Below are 20,251 nucleotides of genomic sequence, written 5' to 3'. Positions count from 1 at the left end.
TTTAGGTTACTTTTTTATGAAGCAGTTAAAAAACTTCACTCACTTGCGTTGCGTTACAGGTTATAACCGTTACGTTTTCGTAGCCAACGCGGGTTAGCGCTTCTGCGCTTAATGTGGCGCGCGCACCGCTGGCACAATGTAAGTAAATAGGGCGGGCAGGGTCTTTTTCTATTTCCATTAGCTTCATTTCAAGTAATCCGCGAGGAATATTGATTGCCCCAACTGCAGCTACATTGGCACGCTCAGCAGGTTCGCGCACATCAATAAGCAGCCCTTTATTTTGTTCAAGCTCTTGCTTTGCTTGCGCTGCATCAATACGGCGTTGGTTAGGTGTGATAATTTTTAGTAAATCAGGAATTGAAGTAAGCATGAGTAGGTATATCCTCTTTTTGCGCAAAAGACACTCACGGGCATCGCTTGGTGTAATTTGATTGCACTAAGTTAATGCCAATAAATGTGTTAAAAATTGAAAGCTACTCTCAACAAAGTAGTTTAAAAGCACCGAAATTGTAACGGCACAGCCACTAATAAAAACTGTATTACCGATGATTTAAATCTAATATAATTAATATTAGCAACCCCTAATGTTAATTATATTAGTACTTACTAATGTAAAAGTCTATAATTAAAGCACGCAAAATAACTAAGCATCACAATGAATATTGAACAACTTGCCGAAAACGCTCAGCAGGCAGAGCAATTTTTAAAACTTATGGCTAATAAAAGTCGCTTAATGATTTTATGTAGTTTGTTGCAAGGTGAGCAAAGTGTGGGTGAGTTAAATAAAAATATTCCGTTGGCCCAGTCTGCTTTGTCTCAGCATTTGGCGAGTTTACGCAAAGCGCAGCTAGTGGCAACTCGCCGCGATGGGCACACTATTTATTATTCGCTAATCGACCCAAAAGTTGAGTCGATTATTACGTTACTTTACGAGTGGTTTTGCAAGCAAAGTATGGCTAAATAATGTGTTTTAAATAAAGGTCGCAATTTCATTAAGCGATTTTTTATCAAGTGCATGGGCAGGTACTGTTGCATCATCGCTTGGGTAGCCTGCAATAAGTAACATGTATGGGCGTTCGTTGTCTTTGTCACGCTTACATATATCGGTTAAAAAGCTCATTGGTTTTGGGGTATGGGTAAGTGTTGCTAAACCACTACGATGCAAAGCTTGAATTAAAAAGCCGGTAGCTAAGCCAACAGACTCATGCACATAATAATTGGTGTTTTTATCATCGGTGTTTACGCCTCCCTTTTTTTGACTAAATACGGCAATAAGCCAAGGCGCGTGTTCTAAATAAGGTTTACTAGCATCGGTGCCTAACGGCTTTAGCGCATCGAGCCATTCTTCTCCTGCTCTGCCTTCATAAAAAGATCGCTCTAGTTTTTCGGCGGCCTCTCTTATTTGTTTTTTTACATCACTACTGTTTATAGCCACAAAATGCCACGGTTGATGATTAGCTCCACTTGGCGCAGTACCAGCTGCTTTAATACAGGCTTCAATTATATTTTTAGGTACGGGTCGGTCGCTAAAGCTACGAATACTATGGCGGCGCTGACTAGTTTGTAAAAATTCGTTTGCACGCTTTAGCATTTCATCGTGAGGGTATTCTATAAAGTCGTTTAGTGGTTGGCTTTGATGTTTTTGCATGGCTTTACGCTTCTTATAAATAGTGTGTGTGGTTTTTATACCGACTGAATAAATGCTAGGCAAGTATTTTTACTTGCTGTGTTTATTTATTGTTACAAAATTAACTGTCGTGTAACTTATGTTCCTTTTTTTTATGTGGTATAAAAAACGCAATAAAAAACTATTAGAATTCAAGGAAGTAAAAATGCTATCAATAACAGGGTTATCTAAAACCTACGATAATGGCGTACATGCACTACAAGGTGTTGATTTATCAATAGGAAAAGGGATGTTTGGGCTGCTTGGGCCAAATGGCGCGGGTAAATCGTCACTTATGCGCACTATTTCCACGTTGCAATCTGCCGATTCGGGTTCAATCACTTTTGATGGTATTGATGTTTTTAAAGACCCACAGGCTCTGCGCCAACGTTTAGGTTACCTACCGCAAGATTTTGGCGTATACCCGCGTGTTAGTGCTTACGACTTGCTGGACCACATGGCTGTTTTGAAGGGCATTCATAACAAAGGCGAGCGTAAAGAGTCGGTGGAAGGCTTGCTTGCACATACTAATTTATATCAACATCGTTCAAAAGCCGTAAGTGGCTTTTCGGGCGGTATGCGCCAGCGTTTTGGAATTGCACAAGCCTTACTTGGCGACCCTGATTTACTAATTGTTGATGAACCCACCGCAGGGCTAGACCCTGAAGAGCGAAATCGTTTTCATAACTTGTTAGTAAGCTTGGGCGAGCAAAAAGTCGTTATATTATCGACCCACATTGTTGAAGATGTAGCAGAGCTTTGCCCAAACATGGCCGTACTGGCAGGCGGAAAAATACTATTAGAGGGTAACCCCATTGCCCTTACCGATAAACTCCAAGGCCAAATTTGGCGCAAAGCTATGAGCCAAGAAGAAGCGCTAGAGCTTGAACCGCAACTGCCTGTTATTTCAAAACGCTTATTTGCTGGGCAAACCATATTACATGTATTAGCCAATGAAGCCCCTGAAGGTTTTGAGCTCAGCAGTGCAAACCTAGAAGATGTGTATTTTTCTACATTGCTTAATCATCGTAACAGCCAAGTAGCATAAGGGGGCGCTATGTTTTTTAATATGCTCGCGTTTGAGCTGCGCTATTTTGTGCGCCAGCCTTCATTTTATGTGACTTCATTAATCTTCTTTTTTATGGCGTTTTTTATAAGCTCCAGTAGTAAGTTTCCGCTAGGTGGGGCTAATGTTCATATGAACTCGCCTTATACCATTATGCTTTTAACGGTTATCTTTTGTACGCTTGCTATGTTTTTAGTGGTTAACTTTGTTGCAAGCTCAGCGATTCGCAATAGTGAGACCAAAATGGATGAGCTGGTGTTTAGTAAGCCCGTTAACCCGCTTGCTTATCAATCAGGACGTTTTTTTGGTGCTTACTTGGTTGTGCTCGTTGTTTTTTTAACGGTGCCATTAGGCGTGTTTTTGGGAACTCAATTTGGTTTGTTGGTTGGTTGGCTTGATAGTGAGCTAGTTGGCCCTAATAAGTTTATATATTACGCTGCGCCTTTCTTATATTTAGCGGTGCCAAGCTTATTGGTGCTCAGTGCTATTTTTAATAGTGTGGCGGTTTATTTTAAAACCATAATGGCGGTATATGTAACGGCCGTGGTGATCTATATAAGTTACCAATTGGCGAGTATCTATTTTGACGATTTAGCGTTTAGAAATATTGTTGTTTACGCAGACCCATTTGGCACTGGTTCATTAATTGACTTAACCCGTTACTGGACTGTAAGTGATAAAAATACTGAAGTGTTAACGCTCTCGGGCGATTTTTTAATTAACCGTATTTTATGGGTAGCAATAAGTTTAGCGATGTTTTTTGGCCTTGGAAAGTTAGGTAACCGCGTAGTCACTAAAAAACAGAAAAAGCAATTTGCTGTTTCTACGTTTGTAAAAAATAAACAAGCAGCACTTATTAGCAGCGCTAAAAATTACAAGTCAAAAGGGGTCAATACGCAATCGCAATTAGTAATGCGCAGCTTATTTGAGCTTAAGCAGGTTATATTAAGTGCTCCTTTTATGATTTTAGCGGGTGTCAGTATTATTACGTTACTCGCACCACTTTTTGCGCCTATTGGCGCATATGGCACAACAGATTGGCCGCTCACACAAAACATGGTGGGCATTATTCAAAACGCCTCCGCTATATTTATGTTTATTATTATTGCTTATTACAGCGCAGAGCTGGTTTGGCGAGAACGCCACAGTGGTATGGGCGATATTGTTGACAGCTACCCAGTGCATAACAGTGTGTTTTGGGTATCTAAAATTATTGCGCTAATCACTGCAGTTTGTGGCCTTTATTTAGTAGGCATGATGTTTACCATTGCAGTGCAACTATTTAAGGGGCAATTTAACCTAGAGCTTGGCCAGTACTTATTTAGATTGGGCTACCTTACATTACTGCCTTTAATTATGATGGCTATATTGGCGTTCTTTTTACAAATAATTAGCCCTAATAAATACATAGGTATGGGTTTGTTTATTCTGTATTACATTGCTCAAATGGTAATGGGTGCTTACGGGTTTGAGCATCATATGTATCATTTTTCACAAAGCAGTAGCGTACCGTATTCAGACATAAACGGTTACGGGCATTTTTTACAAGGCGCGCATTGGTATACCCTATATTGGGGTGCATTGAGTGTGTTTTTAGCTATTGTAGGGTTTGCTTTATGGCATCGCGGTCCATCGCAAACATTGCGTACGCGTTTATCTTTAGTGCGTTACAACATGTCTTTAAAAGGCCAGGTTACAGCCGTTATAAGTTTATTGGTATTTGTGGGCGCGGGTTATAACATTTATTACAACACCCGTGTAATCAATGAGTTTGTAACAAGTGATGATAACAAAGCGCTACAAGTAAGGTATGAGCAAGAGTTCTCACAATACAAAGATTTACCGCTGCCTATAATAACTGATGTTGATTTACACATTGATATTTATCCTAAAAAACGTGCTTTAAATGCCGTGGCTAAAATTAAGTTTACCAATACCGCAAACGAGCCAATAACCCGTGTGTTAATTATCGAGCCTAGCCAATCTAAAAGCTGGGATGTAAAAATGGCGGGCGGAAAAATAGTTGAGCGTTTAACCGATTTTGGCATGGTATGGTTTGAGTTTGAACAACCGCTAATGCCGAATGAAGTACGCGAAGGTGAGCTTTCTGTTTCTCGTGAACACGACGGTTTTGTTGATAGAGGATCTGATACTCAACTCGTGCACAACGGTACTTTTATAAATAATAGAGAATTACTACCGCGTTTTGGTTATCAAAAGTATTTTCAAATTGCCGATAAGTATGAGCGCCGTAAGCACGACTTACCCGAACTTGAGCGCGCACATAAACTAGAAGACAGTCGTTTTTATACGCAAAATGAGTTTGGTCCTGCTAATGGGTTTATAAACTACAAGGCAACGGTAACCACCGATGAATCGCAGTTTGCTATTACACCTGGTTACTTAAAAAGTGAGAGTGTAAAAGACGGGCGCCGTACTTTTGTTTATGAAATGGATGCACCAATTATAAACTTTTATTCTGTGCTTTCGGCAGAGCTTGAAAGTAAAAAGGTGGAGCACAACGGTGTAAACATTGAGGTGTACTACCACAAAGATCATGCATGGAATGTTGACCGTATGATTGAGTCAGTACAAGACTCAATAAATTACTACACTCAAGCCTTTGGGCCATATCAGCATAAGCAGCTTCGTATAATTGAGTTTCCTAAGTATCGCTCATTTGCGCAAAGTTTTGCCAATACGGTGCCTTACTCAGAAAGTATTGGCTTTATTACAGACCTAAGAGATGAGAGTAAAGTTGACTTACCTTACTATGTAACCGCACATGAAGTTGCACACCAATGGTGGGGGCATCAAGTATCGGGGGCTAATGTAGAGGGCAGTGCCGTTATTTCTGAAACACTTTCCCAATACAGTGCGCTTATGGTGCTAAAAAAACGCTTTGGCGCCGAGAAGCTTCGTAAATTCTTAAAGTACGAGTTAGATAAATACTTAATGGGCCGTACTGGCGAAGCCTTTGAAGAAATGCCGCTGTATAAAACACAGTCGCAACAATATCTTCATTACAATAAAGGCTCAGTTGCAATGATGGCTTTGTATGACCGCTTAGGTGAAAAACGCTTAAATGCCGCACTTAAAGCGTTTTTGAATGAGTTTAAATACCAATCAATGCCATACCCAACCACACTTGATTTACTTAGTTACTTAAAGCGAGATGCAACACAAGCTGAACAACGCTTTATTGACGATCAGTTTAAATATATAACGCTTTATGAGCTTGAAATGAAAGAAATCTCGGTTACAGATGATGTTGATAGCGAAGGTTTTTATACAGTAACACTGAACGTTGAAGCAACAAAGCAGCATGCCGATGGACAAGGTGAAGAAACCGAGCAACCACTCGATGAGCTAATTGATATTGCATTGTTTAGCGATGACCCTGAAAACCTACTCGCTGAAGACTTTGTTATTTACTCGCAAAAGCATCAAATAGTATCTGGTACCAATACTATTGAGCTAAAAGTAAAAGAAAAGCCGATGTTTGCAGGGGTAGACCCGTACATTAAGCTTGTAGATAAAGACAGTAAAAACAACCTAGCTAAGTTTTAAATATTAGCTATTAACTTAAAGGCCGCATTTAGTGCGGCCTTTTTTTAGCTAATGTGTATAGCATTAACCCTCAATAATACTTAATTACTTCAGGGCTAAACGTGGCAGCTAGCTGCGTTAAAACCTCTGGTTTAGAAAAACTAAATAGTGAATTTTTGTTTAGGTTCCGCCGCGTTTCTCTCACCCAAAATAGATTAGTCACTTAAGCGAGTTGGTATAACAGGTAAATGATTTAACCTCAGGGAGATAGTGATTGATTAACCGAGGCGTATGGTCGAGCGTATTAGTTGCTAACCTTAGAGGGCGTTATGGGTATTTAAGCTGTTCTAAAAACGAGAAAAGGGCCAAAAGGCCCTTCGTGTTGCAGCAAGTAACACATTCTTTTCTATAGCGTAAAGTCTACTGCATATGCTACGTAAACTTTAACATCTGATTCGTCCATGTCGGTGTCAGATACGCCAAAAGTAAAACCATCTTTTGATACAGAGATACCGTAATCAATAATATTATCATCGCCAATAAAGTCACCAGAGTAATGACCTAAATGAAGTGCCATTTCCGTACCATTGCTGCCAACAGCAAAGCTGTAATCAGCATTTAGGTATAATGAATCACCAAAGTCAGTGCCATCACCGTCAGCAGCTGAAGTAGCAAGTACTGCTGCACCAAAAGTAAAACCTTCTACACTAATGCTACCGTAAATTTCAGAGAAATCAGCATCTGCTTCAGACGCTGCATCTGGGTATGCGTAGTAAATGTAACCTACATCATAGCTAACTGTTTCATTAATATCGCCACCAAAGCCAGCGTATAGGTCTAGCTCATAAGTCATTTCGTCGGCCCATGAAGCATTTGATACCCAAGTACCAGCATAAAAGCCAGACTCATCTGCGTAATCAATACCACCAGAAACAGCAGCATCTCCCCCAGTTTGCTCTTGTCCACGCCATAAATAGTTAGATGTTGCCGCAGCGTTTGCTGTTACTTCAGCATGTACAGCCGTTGACGTTAAAGAAGTTGCACCCATTAATGCTATTGCGCTAATAGCGATGGTTTTTTTTAGTTTTAACATGTCCATTTCCCGTTATATGATTTTTGCTCGCCAAGGTTTTTATTATGTATTCGCAACCCTTTTGGCTGGCGGCTTTTTATTGTTTAACTAACGGTATATTTGCACTGTATGTGCCAGCTCAATTAAATTATCTTTAAAATGGTTTTTTATTGATATAAAACAGATGCTTGAAGGTTTTCTATTAAAGCGTAGTATTATGAGGAAGGAAGTATTGCGCACACTGCTGGTGCATAAATTAACCTAACTGCACCAGATAAATACAGTTAGGTTAGAAGTTTTTAGCCAAATATAGTGCGCATAAGGCTAATTGTTTCGTTTACACCGCGACCTTTTTGTACTTCGCTAATAATTGAATCACGCTTAGTGCGGATATGCTCCGGGATATCATCGGCGGCAAGGGCGCGATCTACTAAAATCTCTGCCGATTCCTTGCCTCTACGCTGCGTCTTTCCAGTAGTGGACGTACTACGCTTAGGCTTGCTCAGTAACTTTATGTAGTTAGAGTTATCGGCTGTGCTTTTATCTGCGTAGTAAAAAAAGCAGGGTAGTAGTGCTTTAATACCCACAAGTTGAGTTTCTAATTCATTTGAGCCACTCGCCATTTTAAACCACGACATAGCGTGTATGCTTTGCACAATATCTTGCCAGTAACGTTCAAAATCACGATTATTTAGTTTAGTAATACCAAGTGCGCCACATAGGGCATCTAGTCGGCTATTACTAATTGGGGTAAATACATCAGGGCGACGCATAGCTAACAAGCGAGTTGCTGGCGCTAATGTTGGTTTTTCATCTGTGGCGTTAAATGCATTTAAGTAAGCTACAACGAATTGTTGGTAGTCATTTTGCTCTACATCGCCTTCAAGAGGGATATGACTTAGCGCATCATCAAATGCACCAGGTAAGTCTGCTAGCATTTGGTGAAAACCTTTAGCGCTTTTAGTTGAAGCAAACCATTCAACGTCAAAATTATACGTGCTTGGGTCTAGGGCAGATGTATGCTTACCACTAAAGGTAAGTAAATCTTCAGGGAGCATTTCCTTTAGTGATTGCTGGCGAATACTGCTTATGTAATTCGTTAAACGAAGCTGTTCTTCAAGAGCAATAAGCTCTTTATGTTGCTCTACAAACATACTTACTACTGGCCAAGGCGCAACGCGTAAAGTTTTAACTTGTAAAAAGCTAATTGCTGATATGAGTTGATCGTGTAACTTTTTTAAAATGGGAAGCTGTGGCGTTTCAAGCAAGTCGTAATTAATACGATCTTTACTTGCGCTCAGTAACTCGTAGCACCAACCTAAAAAATCTTCTGGGTGGTTTTCTACTTTCACGGCCATTAGGTTTAGGCTAAGTTCTGAAGCTTGCTTCAAAATATTTTGGTAAATTTGACTTTCTTGCTCGCCTAGCGCCATTTTTGACGGTGAAATTAGCAGTTTTTTCATGCTTTGAAGACTCTCCGATTAGATACATTTTTTAGCTGCTTCATTTTAGCGTAAATACACCAATAGCAACAGGGGCGTGCATCATACCTAAGAAATTAATGTATGCAATGTTGAAGAACTTCAATAAGTACGATAGATATTAACTTACGTTTTTTTAAAATTGTATGTGTCAGTTAAGTCGTTTTTCAGCACAAATTCATTTTTAGGTAAATAAATTGCAATAAAACGCTTTTTTATTATAACTACAATGATTTTAAAGCTAACACTCGCTATGATAAGAACATTATTTGCACGTTTGAAAGGATGATCATGAAGACCTTATTTAAAATTGTTGGTGTAATACTCCTACTTTGTATTGCATTAATTATTGCCGCGCCATTTTTAATTCCTACTGATACCATTTTTAACAAAGTTTCGCAGCAGGTTGAAAGCACAACTGGCCGCACACTTACTATAAATGGCGATAAAACGCTTAGCGTATTTCCTGCGTTAAAGTTAGAACTTAACGACGTGCACTTTGCGAACATGAAGTCTGGTTCGCGAGATGACATGGCAAGCATGCAGCAGCTAGCAGTTCATATACCTTGGATGTCGTTATTTGGTGGTGAGTTTAAGCTTGATAAATTTGTAATTAATGAACCCAATATTTTATTAGAAACCGATAAAAACGGTAAAGCTAATTGGCAATTATTTGATGCTGTAGCAGAGCAGCCCACAGAGCAAAGTCAATCAGGTGAGGCTGTTAAACTACCAGAGAACTTTGATATAGAGCTAGGTGAGGTAGCTATTTATGGCGGTACGTTTACTTACCTAGATGGGCAAACTGGCGCTAAGCAGCAAATTAGTGATTTAGAGCTGGCTATTTTACTTCCTTCTCTTCGTAAAGCATTAGAAGTAAAGGGTGGTATCACTTATATGCAAGAGCGTTTTGAGCTTGATATAACACTAGATACACCTGCAAAAGCGATAGAAGGCGCTACATTTGATGTTACGCAAAGCCTCGACTCTCGTTTAGTCGATTTAACGTTTAATGGCAGCATTGCTCACCAAGGAAAAGATATAAAAGGTGAGTTGGCACTCAGCGGTGACTCAGTCAAAGAGCTTGCAGCATGGCAGGGCGTAGACTTAAACGCTAAACAAAACGCGTTTAATGCCTTTAGTGTTAACGGTAAAATGCAACTTGCGGGTGAGACATTTAACCTTGAAGAGCTAATCGCTACATTAGATGAGCTAGAGATAAAAGGAAAAAGTGAGCTTAACTTAGGAAGCCGCTTAGCTGTTAATGCTGATATTGACTTAGGGATGCTCGATTTAAATCCATACCTACCAGAGACAGTAGCGAAGCAGGAAGAGCAACAGAGTGCAGAACCTAGTGAAGCACAGCCTATTGTTTGGGATGACACTAAAATTGATTTAAGTGCGTTAAATGCACTAGATGCCAATGTAGTTATTCGTTCAAGCGGTTTAAAAGCGAATGATATTGAGCTTGGTGCAAACCAATTTACAGTGGTACTAAAAAGCAGCGTGGCTAAATTAAGCCTTGATAGCTTTTCTGCATATGAGGGCACTGGTAAAGGGGTCATTAACATTAACGCCCAAAACACACCTTATAAAATAACCACTAATTTTGATTTGTCAGGCATAGATGCACAACCATTATTAACTGATGCCGCTGGATTCGATAAGTTAATGGGTAAAGGTTCATTAAATTGGGACTTGACGACCACGGGTCAAAGTCAAAAATCGTTTATTGATGCATTGAACGGTAAATTAGGTTTTGAATTTGCTGATGGGGCTGTAAAAGGTGCAAACGTAGCTGAAATGGTTCGTAAAGGTAAGGAGCTTATTACTGGTAATCTTGGTGCGGTAAGTGAAGGGCTAGACACAGGTTTTGAAGAATCAGAGCAAACTGATTTCTCTGCGCTTTCAGGTAGCTTTAATTTTACTAATGGTGTGGGAAACAATACTGATCTTTCACTAATTAGCCCACTAATTCGTATTTCTGGTGAAGGCGACGTAGATTTACCAAAAACAAATATAGATTACCGCTTAGTTACAGGGATTGTTGATTCTATTGAAGGGCAAGGGACTACTGATGATAGTACTGGCTTTAAAATACCTCTACGTATAAAAGGCCCATTCCACGATGTGGGTATTAAATTAGACGTGAGTAATGCGCTTAAAGATGAAGCAAAACAGAAGCTAGATGACGCCAAAGAAGATGCAAAAGAAAAAGCCAAAGATAAAGTGAAAGATAAACTAAAAGGTTTGTTCGGTTAAAAAACGTAAATAACAAATAAGGCGCATTTAGCGCCTTGTTTGTTTTGTAACCACCTGTAAAATAGCTACATAGCCGTAATTACTCAATTTTAATTCCTATCTAGGTTAAATTAATTAAAAAATAACCTATCGTTACCCCCTCAATGCTGGTACAATTGCCCGCCCTTAAGAGACAACTCGTTTGTTTTTGAATGGGATTTAATCGAAATGTCTGATTTTTAAACAAATTTTAGGCACGTTGTAATTACTACACCGGAGGTCATTAACATGATCCAAATGCAAACTCAGCTGGAAGTTGCTGATAACAGCGGCGCTCGCAAAGTGCAGTGTATAAAAGTCCTTGGTGGTTCACACCGTCGCTACGCAGCGATTGGCGACATCATTAAAGTTTCTGTAAAAGAAGCTATTCCTCGCGGTAAAGTGAAGAAAGGTGATGTTAAAAACGCGGTAGTTGTGCGTACCAGAAAAGGTGTTCGCCGTCCAGATGGTTCTCTGATCCGTTTCGACAGCAACGCGGCTGTTATCTTAAATGATAACTTGCAGCCAATTGGTACACGTATTTTCGGCCCTGTGACTCGTGAACTTCGTAATGATAAGTTCATGAAAATCGTTTCACTAGCCCCAGAAGTACTGTAAGGAGCCAATCATGGCAGCAAAAATACGTCGTGATGACGAAGTAATCGTACTAGCAGGTAAAGACAAAGGTAAGCGCGGAAAAGTGCTTTCAGTTGTTACTGAATCTGGTCGAATCTTTGTCGAAGGCATAAACTTGATCAAGAAACACCAAAAGCCGGTTCCACAATTGAACCAAGCTGGCGGCATTGTTGAGAAAGAAGCGTCAATGGACGCATCAAACGTTGCGATCTTCAACTCGGAAACGGGTAAAGCGGATCGTGTAGGTTTCAAGATTGAAGATGGTAAGAAATTACGTATCTTTAAATCTACTGGTAAAACTATCTAATAGTTGGAGTAGAATGATGGCGAAACTGCATGAAGTATATAAAGACAAAGTAGTTTCTGAACTTCAAGAGAAGTTTGGTTTCAGCTCTGTCATGCAAGTCCCTCAGATCGAAAAGATCACATTGAATATGGGCGTGGGCGAAGCCCTAGCTGACAAGAAGATTTTAGATAACGCAGTAGCGGATCTAACAGCAATCTCTGGTCAGAAACCTCTAATCACTAAAGCACGCAAATCTGTTGCTGGCTTCAAAGTGCGTGAAGGTTACCCAATTGGTTGTAAAGTAACCCTACGCGGCGAGCGTATGTGGGACTTTTTTGAGCGTTTGGTATCAATCGCTATCCCACGTATTCGTGACTTCCGTGGCGTAAGTGCTAAGTCTTTTGATGGACGTGGTAACTACAGCATGGGCGTACGTGAACAAATCATCTTCCCAGAAATCGATTACGATAAAGTAGACCGTGTACGCGGTATGGATATTACTATCACTACTTCTGCGAAATCTGATGAGGAAGGCCGTGCGTTGTTAGAAGCGTTTAACTTCCCATTTAAGAAATAAGGGTAGGGTTATGGCAAAGAATTCTATGAAAGCGCGCGAAGCAAAGCGCACAAAACTAGTTGCTCAGTATGCTGAAAAGCGTGCAGCACTAAAAGCTATCATCAGTGATGTTAATACATCTGAAGATGATCGTTGGGACGCGGTACTTAAGCTACAAGCTTTACCTCGTGATTCTAGCCCTGCACGTCAACGTAATCGTTGTAACATTACGGGCCGCCCACATGGTTTCCTTCGCAAATTCGGCATGAGCCGTATTAAAGTTCGCGAAGCAGCTATGCGCGGTGAAATTCCTGGCCTTAAAAAGGCTAGCTGGTAATAGAATCATGGGAGTAAGACTATGAGCTTGCAAGATCCTATCGCGGATTTGTTTACACGTATCCGTAATGGTCAATCAGCGAAGAAAGTATCTGTAACGATGCCAACTTCAAAGCTGAAAGTAGCATTAGCTAAAGTACTAAAAGACGAAGGTTATATCGCAGATTACGCTGTTAACAGCGAAGCGAAACCTGAGCTTTCAATCGAGTTAAAGTACTTCGAAGGCAAAGCTGTAATTGAAAATATCCAGCGTGTAAGTCGCCCTGGTTTACGTATCTATAAGAAACGTGACCAATTACCTAAGGTAATGGGTGGTCTTGGTATCGCTATCGTATCAACTTCTAAAGGCCTAATGACAGACCGCGCAGCACGCAGTGCTGGTGTTGGTGGTGAAATCATTGGTTTTGTAGCTTAATCGGAGGGGAACTATGTCTCGCATAGCAAAGGCACCAATTAATGTTCCTGCCGGTGTAGAAGTTACATTAAAAGGCCAGGAAATCACAGTTAAAGGCAAAAACGGTGAACTTACTCGTACTATCAACAACGCTGTTGAAGTACAAGTTAACGACAACGTTATTACAACTTTACCTCGTGAAGGCGTAGCTAATGCATGGGCTCAAGCAGGTACTGCTCGCGCTCTAATCAACAACATGGTTGTTGGTACGCATGAAGGTTACGAGAAGAAACTTCAGTTAGTAGGCGTTGGTTACCGTGCAGCAGCTAAGGGTAAAGTTTTAGACTTAACACTTGGTTTCTCGCACCCAGTTAATTTCGCAGTTCCAGAAGGAATTACGATTGAAACTCCAAGCCAAACAGAAGTTCTAGTTAAGGGCGTAGATAAGCAGTTAGTTGGTCAAACAGCTGCTAACATTCGTGCATACCGTAAACCTGAGCCTTATAAAGGTAAAGGTGTTCGTTATTCAGATGAGAATGTACGCCGTAAAGAGGCTAAGAAGAAGTAAGGTAAGACGATGGATAAAAAAACAGCTCGTCTACGTCGTGCTAAACGCACTCGTAGAAATTATATTGAACAAGGCACAACGCGTCTTGTTATCCACCGCACGCCACGTCACATTTATGCTCAAGTAGTTACTGCTGAGGGTAATGTACTGGCTGCTGCTTCTACTGTTGAGAAAGCTATTAGCGAAACAGTTAAAGGCACCGGTAACGTTGAAGCTGCGCAAGCAGTTGGCAAAGCGGTTGCTGAACGTGCGGCTGACAAAGGCATCGAAAAGATTGCTTTTGATCGCAGTGGCTTTAAATATCACGGCCGTGTGAAGGCGCTAGCTGATGCTGCGCGTGAAGCCGGTTTGCAATTCTAGGAGTAGACTATGGCTAACGTAGAAGCAAAGCAACAACAGCCTGATCTAGCTGAAAAGCTAATCGCGGTGAACCGTGTGTCTAAAGTAGTTAAAGGTGGTCGTATCTTTAGCTTTACTGCACTAACTGTAGTTGGTGATGGCGCAGGTAAAGTAGGTTTCGGTTATGGTAAAGCACGTGAAGTTCCAGCTGCTATTCAAAAAGCAATGGAAAAAGCACGTCGTAACATGATCAACGTAGACCTAAATGGCAACACATTACAGCATCCTGTTAAGGGACGTCATGCTGGCTCACTAGTGTTCATGAAACCAGCATCTGAAGGTACTGGTATCATCGCAGGTGGTGCTATGCGTGCAGTACTAGAAGTTACTGGTGTGCAGAACGTACTTTCTAAATGTTACGGTTCTACTAACCCAATCAACGTAGTACGTGCAACGATTTCGGCTCTTGAGAATATGAATTCTCCACAGTCAATCGCTGCAAAACGTGGCTTACGTGTAGACGAAATTCTGGGGTAACCATGGCAAATCAAACTGTAAAAGTAACACAAGTAAAAAGCTCTATCGGTCGTTTACCGAAACATAAAGCTACATTACGCGGTCTTGGTTTACGTCGTATCAATCACACTGTTGAGTTAGAAGACACAGCATGTGTGCGTGGTATGATAAACAAGGTTTCTTACATGGTTAAGGTAGAGGGTTAATTCGATGCATTTGAATACACTTTCACCTGCTGCAGGTTCTAAAACTGCTCCAAAACGTGTTGGTCGTGGTATCGGTTCTGGTCTTGGTAAGACTGGTGGCCGTGGTCACAAAGGTCAAAAATCACGTTCTGGCGGTAAAGTACGCGTTGGTTTTGAGGGCGGTCAAATGCCTATGCAACGTCGTCTACCTAAATTTGGTTTCACTTCTCGCAAATCTTTAGTATCTGCAGAAATAAACCTTTTTGAAATCGCTAAAGTTGAAGGCGATGTGGTAGACCTAAGCGCGTTACAAGCAGCTGGTCTAGTTAAAAAGAACGTTCTGTTCGTTAAAGTTGTTAAATCTGGCGAAGTTTCACGCGCTGTTACCGTTAAAGGCCTTAAAGCCTCTAAAGGTGCTCGCGAAGCTATTGAAGCTGCCGGAGGCAAGGTAGAAGACTAAGGAAGTACTAATGGCTAAACCAGGTCAAGATACACAAAGTGCACAAAGTGGACTTTCGGAATTGAAGCGTCGATTACTATTCGTTTTAGGTGCTATCATTATTTACCGTCTAGGTTCATTTGTGCCAATCCCTGGGATTGACGCCGCTGTACTTGCCGATTTCTTCGAGCAACAAAAGGGCACCATTGTTGAGATGTTCAACATGTTTAGCGGTGGTGCGCTTGAGCGAGCTTCAGTGTTAGCACTGGGTATTATGCCGTATATCTCGGCTTCGATTATTACGCAACTATTAACGCATATGTATCCTCCGTTTATAGAGCTTAAGAAAGAAGGTGAGCAAGGGCGTAAAAAAATTAGCCAGTACACACGCTACGGCACGCTTGTGCTTGCTACTATCCAATCAATCGGTATTGCTACTAGCTTACCGGGCATGATGGACGGGTTAGTTGTTAACCCGGGTCTCGGTTTCTATTTCACCGCAGTGGTGAGTTTAGTGACAGGTACCATGTTCCTTATGTGGTTGGGCGAACAAATAACAGAACGCGGTATCGGTAACGGTATTTCAGTTCTAATATTTGTTGGTATTGTAGCTAACCTGCCGTCTGCTATTGGTTCGACAGCCGAAATGGCGCGCCAAGGTGATTTGAATGTTTTTGTACTGTTGATGGTTGCGGTTATAGTATTCGCTGTTACTTATCTTGTAGTGTTTTTCGAACGTGGGCAACGTCGTATCGTTGTTAACTACGCTAAACGCCAACAAGGTCGTCAAGTATTTGCTGCTCAAAGCACGCATTTACCACTAAAAGTAAACATGGCGGGTGTTATTCCACCAATCTTCGCTAGCAGTATAATTCTGTTCCCTGGTACTATTGCCAGCTGGTTCGGCCAGGGTGAAGGTCCGGTCGCTGATGTATTACAAGCAGTTGCAACTACGTTGACCCCAGGTCAGCCGTTGTATTCACTTGTACTAGCTGCGGCTATAATCTTCTTCTGCTTTTTCTATACAGCGTTGGTGTTTAACCCTCGTGAAACAGCAGATAACCTGAAGAAATCTGGCGCATTTATCCCAGGTATTCGTCCAGGTGAGCAGACATCTAAATACATTGATAAAGTGATGACACGCCTGACATTGGCAGGTGCTTTGTATATAACCTTTATCTGTCTGGTGCCCGAATTCATGACTATGGCATGGCAAACGCCATTCTATTTCGGCGGTACATCAATTTTGATTATCGTTGTAGTAATCATGGACTTTATGGCACAAGTACAGACTCACCTGATGTCTCATCAGTATGATTCTGTGCTGAAAAAAGCGAACCTTAAAGGCTACGGTCGATAAGGTCAGTTTACGGAGTTGAGCAATGAAAGTACGTGCTTCCGTTAAGAAAATATGCCGTAACTGTAAAGTTATTAAACGTGCTGGTGTAGTACGCGTAATTTGCAGTGAGCCTAAGCATAAGCAAAGGCAAGGCTAAGTAAACAGTCGTGCAGGCTGAGATTTCTCGGCCTGTGTTTTTAGTTGTGATTTGGTCTTCGTTTGAGTATCCTTACGGGCTTTTCAAACTTATGATTACCAAATTCAAATATAGGAGATGTGTTAGTGGCCCGTATCGCTGGCATTAACGTCCCTGATCATAAACATGCAGTTATTGGTTTAACAGCTATTTATGGCATAGGTAAGACTCGCTCTAAGGCTATCTTAGAAGCGACTGGTATCGCCGAAACCACAAAAATCGGTGAACTTTCAGACGAAATTCTTGACGTACTGCGTGATGCAGTTGGCAAGTACACTGTAGAAGGTGACCTTCGTCGTGAAGTTACTCTAAATATCAAGCGCCTTATGGACCTTGGTTGTTTCCGTGGCCTACGTCACCGTCGCTCTTTACCACTTCGTGGTCAAAGAACAAAGACTAACGCGCGTACCCGTAAGGGTCCTCGTAAGCCTATTAAGCGATAAGGGGATAGTATTATGGCTAAGACACCAATTCGTCGTAAAAAGGTTAAAAAGCAAGTTGCTGATGGTATGGCTCATGTTCATGCGTCTTTCAACAACACTATTGTAACGATTACCGACCGTCAAGGTAATGCACTATCATGGGCTACTGCCGGTGGTTCAGGTTTCCGTGGTTCACGTAAATCTACACCATTTGCTGCTCAGGTTGCTGCAGAGCGTGCAGGTACTGCTGCTCAAGAATACGGTTTAAAAAATCTAGAAGTTTTCATCAAAGGTCCAGGTCCAGGTCGTGAATCTGCTGTACGTGCTTTGAATGCTGCTGGTTACCGTATTACCAACATTACTGACGTGACGCCAATACCACATAATGGTTGTCGTCCACCGAAGAAACGTCGCGTTTAACAATAGGTTAGGAGAAATAACATGGCAAGATATTTGGGCCCTAAGCTCAAGCTGAGTCGTCGTGAAGGTACTGACCTGTTCCTTAAGAGCGGCGTAAGAGCTATCGACTCTAAGTGTAAACTTGAGACTGCACCTGGTCAGCACGGCGCTCGTAAAGGTCGCTTATCTGATTACGGTTTACAATTACGTGAAAAGCAAAAAGTACGTCGTATCTACGGTGTATTAGAAAAGCAATTCCGTAACTACTACAAAGAAGCTGCTCGCCTTAAAGGTAATACAGGTGAAAACTTGTTACAGCTTTTAGAGCAACGTTTAGACAATGTTGTATATCGCATGGGTTTTGCTAGCACACGTGCAGAAGCACGTCAGTTAGTAAGCCACAAAGCGATTCTAGTTAATGGTCGTGTTGTGAATATTCCTTCATACGTAATTACTCCAGAAGATACTGTAGTAATCCGTGAGAAGTCTAAAACACAAGCACGTATCATCGCTGCTCTAGAGTTGGCTGAGCAACGTGAAAAGCCGACTTGGGTTGAAGTTGACGGTAAGAAATTGGAAGGCAGCTTTAAGCGTCTACCTGAGCGTTCAGATCTGTCTGCGGACATTAATGAACAACTAATCGTCGAACTTTACTCTAAGTAAAGTTAAGAGTTAAGAGAGGATAAAATGCAGGGTTCTGTTACAGAATTTCTAAAACCAAGGTTAGTCGACATCGACGCTATCAACCCAACGCGTTCTAAAGTAGTTTTAGAACCACTAGAGCGTGGCTTCGGTCATACTCTGGGTAATGCCTTACGCCGTATACTGTTATCATCTATGCCTGGATGTGCAGTAACTGAAGTTGAAATCGACGGTGTATTGCATGAGTACAGCGCGAAAGAAGGCGTACAAGAAGACATCATTGAAATACTATTAAACCTTAAAGGTTTAGCAGTAACGTTAGAAGGCAAAGATGAAGTTTTTCTGACCCTGACTAAATCTGGTGTAGGCCCTGTGACTGCGGCTGATATTCAGCACGATGGCGATGTAACAATTGCTAATCCAGATCACGTTATTTGTCATTTAACGACAAATAACAGCGAGATCAGCATGCGTATTCGTGTTGAACGTGGTCGTGGTTATGTGCCGGCATCTAGTCGTTTATCCTCTGATGACGATGAGCGTCCAATTGGTAGGTTGTTGCTTGATGCATCATTCAGCCCAGTTGAACGTATTGCGTACTCGGTTGAATCAGCCCGTGTTGAGCAACGTACAGACTTAGACAAGTTAATCATTGATATGGAAACAAACGGCACCTTAGATCCTGAAGAAGCGATCCGCCGTGCGTCTACTATCTTAGCTGAGCAATTAGATGCATTCGTAGATTTACGTGATGTAACTGAGCCAGAAGAGAAAGAAGAGAAGCCAGAATTCGATCCTATTCTACTTCGTCCAGTTGATGATCTTGAACTAACAGTACGTTCAGCAAACTGTTTGAAAGCCGAGCAAATTCAATATATCGGTGATTTAGTTCAGCGCACTGAAGTTGAGCTTCTTAAAACGCCTAATCTAGGTAAGAAGTCTCTAACTGAAATAAAAGACGTGCTAGCTTCACGTGGTCTTTCTCTAGGCATGCGCCTAGAAAATTGGCCGCCTGCAAGCCTAGCTGAATAATCTAAATCACTATATTAGTTTAGTTAGAAGGATAGGGTCATGCGCCATCGTAAGAGTGGTCGTCAATTAAACCGTAACAGTAGCCATCGTAAAGCGATGTTCAGCAATATGGCAAGTTCTTTGGTGAAACACGAAATCATCAAAACTACTTTGCCTAAAGCGAAAGAGTTACGCCGTGTAATTGAACCTTTAATCACACTGGCTAAGACTGACAGTGTAGCAAATCGCCGTTTAGCGTTTGCTCGCACGCGTGATAATGAAGTAGTTGGTAAATTGTTCAGCGAAATCGGTCCTCGTAATGCGGATCGTCCAGGTGGTTACACTCGTATTCTTAAGTGTGGCTTCCGTGCTGGTGATAATGCACCAATGGCTTATATTGAACTAGTAGGTCGCCCAGCGACAAACGAAGAAGTTCAAGAAGACGCGCAGTCTGCAGAGTAAGTCTTTAAAGAGACACCAAAAAGCCGAGCTTATGCTCGGCTTTTTAATGCCTGAAATTTACAAACATCATTCCTGAAATTATTATATTTACCTATTTACCTATTTACCTATTTACCTATTTACCTATTTACCTATTTACCTATTTACCTATTTACCTATTTACCTATTTACCTATATATCTACTTATCTACTTCTAATCCTCTAGTTCCTAGATGGTTCAGTGAAAATGGACAGTGTTATTGCATAGACGTCGACGTTAGCATTTAGGTAACCAAATAGATTCATAATCTAATGAGGTTTTTTAAAATAGTCATCTTTAGATAGGAACTTGGAATAGATTTATCATCATGAATTCAGGTTAAATAGCGTTATTAGATAAATAAAGCTTATTTTTAGTTGTGTTTTTGAGCG

At 41.2% G+C, this 20,251-nt stretch carries 25 protein-coding genes; 21 read left to right on the top strand and 4 right to left on the bottom strand.

Annotation, left to right across the window (positions count from 1 at the left end):
• Positions 1 to 25: 25 nt before the first annotated feature.
• Positions 26 to 370: a rhodanese-like domain-containing protein gene (locus J8L71_RS15420; protein ID WP_211001303.1), complete on the bottom strand. Its 345-nt coding sequence runs from the start codon at positions 368 to 370 to the stop codon at positions 26 to 28.
• A 285-nt stretch (positions 371 to 655) separates the two neighbouring features.
• Here J8L71_RS15420 and J8L71_RS15415 point away from each other — a divergent pair, with 285 nt between their 5' ends.
• On the top strand, positions 656 to 964 hold the full coding sequence (locus tag J8L71_RS15415; protein WP_211001302.1) for a metalloregulator ArsR/SmtB family transcription factor: 309 nt from the start codon (positions 656 to 658) through the stop codon (positions 962 to 964).
• A gap of 6 nt (positions 965 to 970) precedes the next feature.
• On the opposite strand, the gene J8L71_RS15410 is transcribed toward J8L71_RS15415, so the two are convergent.
• Positions 971 to 1,648: a nitroreductase family protein gene (locus J8L71_RS15410; RefSeq protein ID WP_138684037.1), complete on the bottom strand. Its 678-nt coding sequence runs from the start codon at positions 1,646 to 1,648 to the stop codon at positions 971 to 973.
• 184 nt (positions 1,649 to 1,832) lie between these two features.
• On the opposite strand from J8L71_RS15410, the gene J8L71_RS15405 reads away from it, so the two are divergent.
• Positions 1,833 to 2,714, top strand: a complete 882-nt coding sequence (locus tag J8L71_RS15405) for an ABC transporter ATP-binding protein (RefSeq protein ID WP_029773142.1) — start codon at positions 1,833 to 1,835, stop codon at positions 2,712 to 2,714.
• A gap of 9 nt (positions 2,715 to 2,723) precedes the next feature.
• A complete protein-coding gene (locus tag J8L71_RS15400; protein ID WP_211001301.1) occupies positions 2,724 to 6,302 on the top strand; it encodes a M1 family aminopeptidase in 3,579 nt (1,192 codons plus the stop codon).
• Positions 6,303 to 6,687: 385 nt separating this feature from the next.
• On the opposite strand, the gene J8L71_RS15395 is transcribed toward J8L71_RS15400, so the two are convergent.
• Both J8L71_RS15395 and J8L71_RS15390 read right to left on the bottom strand, forming a co-directional pair.
• Entirely contained in the window at positions 6,688 to 7,374 is a 687-nt protein-coding gene (locus J8L71_RS15395; protein WP_211001300.1) for a TorF family putative porin, read from the bottom strand.
• Between the two features lie 278 nt (positions 7,375 to 7,652).
• The gene (locus J8L71_RS15390; protein ID WP_211001299.1) at positions 7,653 to 8,816 is read right to left on the bottom strand and encodes a hypothetical protein; all 1,164 of its coding nucleotides are present in this window, start codon (positions 8,814 to 8,816) and stop codon (positions 7,653 to 7,655) included.
• Between the two features lie 309 nt (positions 8,817 to 9,125).
• On the opposite strand from J8L71_RS15390, the gene J8L71_RS15385 reads away from it, so the two are divergent.
• From J8L71_RS15385 to rplQ, 18 genes are all read left to right on the top strand, one after another.
• Entirely contained in the window at positions 9,126 to 11,096 is a 1,971-nt protein-coding gene (locus tag J8L71_RS15385; RefSeq protein WP_211001298.1) for an AsmA family protein, read from the top strand.
• A gap of 267 nt (positions 11,097 to 11,363) precedes the next feature.
• Entirely contained in the window at positions 11,364 to 11,732 is a 369-nt protein-coding gene (gene rplN, locus J8L71_RS15380; RefSeq protein WP_002959498.1) for a 50S ribosomal protein L14, read from the top strand.
• Positions 11,733 to 11,742: 10 nt separating this feature from the next.
• A complete protein-coding gene (gene rplX, locus J8L71_RS15375) occupies positions 11,743 to 12,057 on the top strand; it encodes a 50S ribosomal protein L24 (RefSeq protein ID WP_054206416.1) in 315 nt (104 codons plus the stop codon).
• A gap of 16 nt (positions 12,058 to 12,073) precedes the next feature.
• Positions 12,074 to 12,613 (top strand): 50S ribosomal protein L5, encoded by a 540-nt coding sequence (gene rplE, locus J8L71_RS15370; protein WP_211001382.1) that lies wholly within the window; start codon positions 12,074 to 12,076, stop codon positions 12,611 to 12,613.
• 10 nt (positions 12,614 to 12,623) lie between these two features.
• Positions 12,624 to 12,929, top strand: a complete 306-nt coding sequence (gene rpsN, locus J8L71_RS15365) for a 30S ribosomal protein S14 (RefSeq protein WP_006794245.1) — start codon at positions 12,624 to 12,626, stop codon at positions 12,927 to 12,929.
• A 21-nt stretch (positions 12,930 to 12,950) separates the two neighbouring features.
• On the top strand, positions 12,951 to 13,343 hold the full coding sequence (gene rpsH / locus J8L71_RS15360) for a 30S ribosomal protein S8 (protein ID WP_058547895.1): 393 nt from the start codon (positions 12,951 to 12,953) through the stop codon (positions 13,341 to 13,343).
• 13 nt (positions 13,344 to 13,356) lie between these two features.
• Positions 13,357 to 13,890, top strand: coding sequence for a 50S ribosomal protein L6 (rplF, locus tag J8L71_RS15355; protein ID WP_008115390.1), 534 nt, complete (start codon positions 13,357 to 13,359; stop codon positions 13,888 to 13,890).
• A gap of 9 nt (positions 13,891 to 13,899) precedes the next feature.
• Positions 13,900 to 14,250, top strand: a complete 351-nt coding sequence (gene rplR / locus J8L71_RS15350; protein ID WP_058547894.1) for a 50S ribosomal protein L18 — start codon at positions 13,900 to 13,902, stop codon at positions 14,248 to 14,250.
• A gap of 9 nt (positions 14,251 to 14,259) precedes the next feature.
• Positions 14,260 to 14,766, top strand: coding sequence for a 30S ribosomal protein S5 (rpsE, locus tag J8L71_RS15345; RefSeq protein WP_002959485.1), 507 nt, complete (start codon positions 14,260 to 14,262; stop codon positions 14,764 to 14,766).
• Positions 14,767 to 14,768: 2 nt separating this feature from the next.
• Positions 14,769 to 14,951 (top strand): 50S ribosomal protein L30, encoded by a 183-nt coding sequence (gene rpmD / locus J8L71_RS15340; RefSeq protein ID WP_002959482.1) that lies wholly within the window; start codon positions 14,769 to 14,771, stop codon positions 14,949 to 14,951.
• 4 nt (positions 14,952 to 14,955) lie between these two features.
• Positions 14,956 to 15,390 carry a 50S ribosomal protein L15 gene (gene rplO / locus J8L71_RS15335; protein WP_002959480.1) on the top strand — a complete coding sequence of 145 codons (435 nt, stop codon included), beginning with the start codon at positions 14,956 to 14,958 and terminating at the stop codon, positions 15,388 to 15,390.
• A 10-nt stretch (positions 15,391 to 15,400) separates the two neighbouring features.
• Positions 15,401 to 16,729 carry a preprotein translocase subunit SecY gene (secY, locus tag J8L71_RS15330; RefSeq protein WP_211001297.1) on the top strand — a complete coding sequence of 443 codons (1,329 nt, stop codon included), beginning with the start codon at positions 15,401 to 15,403 and terminating at the stop codon, positions 16,727 to 16,729.
• 22 nt (positions 16,730 to 16,751) lie between these two features.
• Entirely contained in the window at positions 16,752 to 16,865 is a 114-nt protein-coding gene (rpmJ, locus tag J8L71_RS15325) for a 50S ribosomal protein L36 (protein ID WP_002959476.1), read from the top strand.
• Between the two features lie 125 nt (positions 16,866 to 16,990).
• Positions 16,991 to 17,347 carry a 30S ribosomal protein S13 gene (gene rpsM, locus J8L71_RS15320; protein ID WP_058547892.1) on the top strand — a complete coding sequence of 119 codons (357 nt, stop codon included), beginning with the start codon at positions 16,991 to 16,993 and terminating at the stop codon, positions 17,345 to 17,347.
• Between the two features lie 12 nt (positions 17,348 to 17,359).
• Positions 17,360 to 17,746, top strand: coding sequence for a 30S ribosomal protein S11 (rpsK, locus tag J8L71_RS15315; RefSeq protein ID WP_002959471.1), 387 nt, complete (start codon positions 17,360 to 17,362; stop codon positions 17,744 to 17,746).
• A gap of 21 nt (positions 17,747 to 17,767) precedes the next feature.
• Complete coding sequence (gene rpsD, locus J8L71_RS15310) at positions 17,768 to 18,388, top strand: 30S ribosomal protein S4 (RefSeq protein ID WP_002959461.1); 621 nt, start codon at positions 17,768 to 17,770, stop codon at positions 18,386 to 18,388.
• Positions 18,389 to 18,412: 24 nt separating this feature from the next.
• Positions 18,413 to 19,399, top strand: coding sequence for a DNA-directed RNA polymerase subunit alpha (rpoA, locus tag J8L71_RS15305; RefSeq protein WP_058547891.1), 987 nt, complete (start codon positions 18,413 to 18,415; stop codon positions 19,397 to 19,399).
• A gap of 39 nt (positions 19,400 to 19,438) precedes the next feature.
• The gene (gene rplQ / locus J8L71_RS15300) at positions 19,439 to 19,840 is read left to right on the top strand and encodes a 50S ribosomal protein L17 (protein ID WP_058547890.1); all 402 of its coding nucleotides are present in this window, start codon (positions 19,439 to 19,441) and stop codon (positions 19,838 to 19,840) included.
• The last annotated feature ends 411 nt before the right edge of the window (positions 19,841 to 20,251 follow it).

Source organism: Pseudoalteromonas sp. MMG007 (assembly GCF_018100985.1).
GTDB lineage: Bacteria > Pseudomonadota > Gammaproteobacteria > Enterobacterales > Alteromonadaceae > Pseudoalteromonas.
Note: the sequence above shows the minus strand (reverse complement) of the source record. Positions and strands in the feature narration are given on the sequence as shown.

What these genes read in the sequence shown, in the direction of transcription:
- J8L71_RS15420 (WP_211001303.1), bottom strand. Translation starts at nt 370, where the DNA reads ATGCTTACTTCAATTCCTGATTTACTAAAAATTATCACACCTAACCAA.
- J8L71_RS15415 (WP_211001302.1), top strand. Translation starts at nt 656, where the DNA reads ATGAATATTGAACAACTTGCCGAAAACGCTCAGCAGGCAGAGCAATTT.
- J8L71_RS15410 (WP_138684037.1), bottom strand. Translation starts at nt 1,648, where the DNA reads ATGCAAAAACATCAAAGCCAACCACTAAACGACTTTATAGAATACCCT.
- J8L71_RS15405 (WP_029773142.1), top strand. Translation starts at nt 1,833, where the DNA reads ATGCTATCAATAACAGGGTTATCTAAAACCTACGATAATGGCGTACAT.
- J8L71_RS15400 (WP_211001301.1), top strand. Translation starts at nt 2,724, where the DNA reads ATGTTTTTTAATATGCTCGCGTTTGAGCTGCGCTATTTTGTGCGCCAG.
- J8L71_RS15395 (WP_211001300.1), bottom strand. Translation starts at nt 7,374, where the DNA reads ATGTTAAAACTAAAAAAAACCATCGCTATTAGCGCAATAGCATTAATG.
- J8L71_RS15390 (WP_211001299.1), bottom strand. Translation starts at nt 8,816, where the DNA reads ATGAAAAAACTGCTAATTTCACCGTCAAAAATGGCGCTAGGCGAGCAA.
- J8L71_RS15385 (WP_211001298.1), top strand. Translation starts at nt 9,126, where the DNA reads ATGAAGACCTTATTTAAAATTGTTGGTGTAATACTCCTACTTTGTATT.
- rplN (WP_002959498.1), top strand. Translation starts at nt 11,364, where the DNA reads ATGATCCAAATGCAAACTCAGCTGGAAGTTGCTGATAACAGCGGCGCT.
- rplX (WP_054206416.1), top strand. Translation starts at nt 11,743, where the DNA reads ATGGCAGCAAAAATACGTCGTGATGACGAAGTAATCGTACTAGCAGGT.
- rplE (WP_211001382.1), top strand. Translation starts at nt 12,074, where the DNA reads ATGGCGAAACTGCATGAAGTATATAAAGACAAAGTAGTTTCTGAACTT.
- rpsN (WP_006794245.1), top strand. Translation starts at nt 12,624, where the DNA reads ATGGCAAAGAATTCTATGAAAGCGCGCGAAGCAAAGCGCACAAAACTA.
- rpsH (WP_058547895.1), top strand. Translation starts at nt 12,951, where the DNA reads ATGAGCTTGCAAGATCCTATCGCGGATTTGTTTACACGTATCCGTAAT.
- rplF (WP_008115390.1), top strand. Translation starts at nt 13,357, where the DNA reads ATGTCTCGCATAGCAAAGGCACCAATTAATGTTCCTGCCGGTGTAGAA.
- rplR (WP_058547894.1), top strand. Translation starts at nt 13,900, where the DNA reads ATGGATAAAAAAACAGCTCGTCTACGTCGTGCTAAACGCACTCGTAGA.
- rpsE (WP_002959485.1), top strand. Translation starts at nt 14,260, where the DNA reads ATGGCTAACGTAGAAGCAAAGCAACAACAGCCTGATCTAGCTGAAAAG.
- rpmD (WP_002959482.1), top strand. Translation starts at nt 14,769, where the DNA reads ATGGCAAATCAAACTGTAAAAGTAACACAAGTAAAAAGCTCTATCGGT.
- rplO (WP_002959480.1), top strand. Translation starts at nt 14,956, where the DNA reads ATGCATTTGAATACACTTTCACCTGCTGCAGGTTCTAAAACTGCTCCA.
- secY (WP_211001297.1), top strand. Translation starts at nt 15,401, where the DNA reads ATGGCTAAACCAGGTCAAGATACACAAAGTGCACAAAGTGGACTTTCG.
- rpmJ (WP_002959476.1), top strand. Translation starts at nt 16,752, where the DNA reads ATGAAAGTACGTGCTTCCGTTAAGAAAATATGCCGTAACTGTAAAGTT.
- rpsK (WP_002959471.1), top strand. Translation starts at nt 17,360, where the DNA reads ATGGCTAAGACACCAATTCGTCGTAAAAAGGTTAAAAAGCAAGTTGCT.
- rpsD (WP_002959461.1), top strand. Translation starts at nt 17,768, where the DNA reads ATGGCAAGATATTTGGGCCCTAAGCTCAAGCTGAGTCGTCGTGAAGGT.
- rpoA (WP_058547891.1), top strand. Translation starts at nt 18,413, where the DNA reads ATGCAGGGTTCTGTTACAGAATTTCTAAAACCAAGGTTAGTCGACATC.
- rplQ (WP_058547890.1), top strand. Translation starts at nt 19,439, where the DNA reads ATGCGCCATCGTAAGAGTGGTCGTCAATTAAACCGTAACAGTAGCCAT.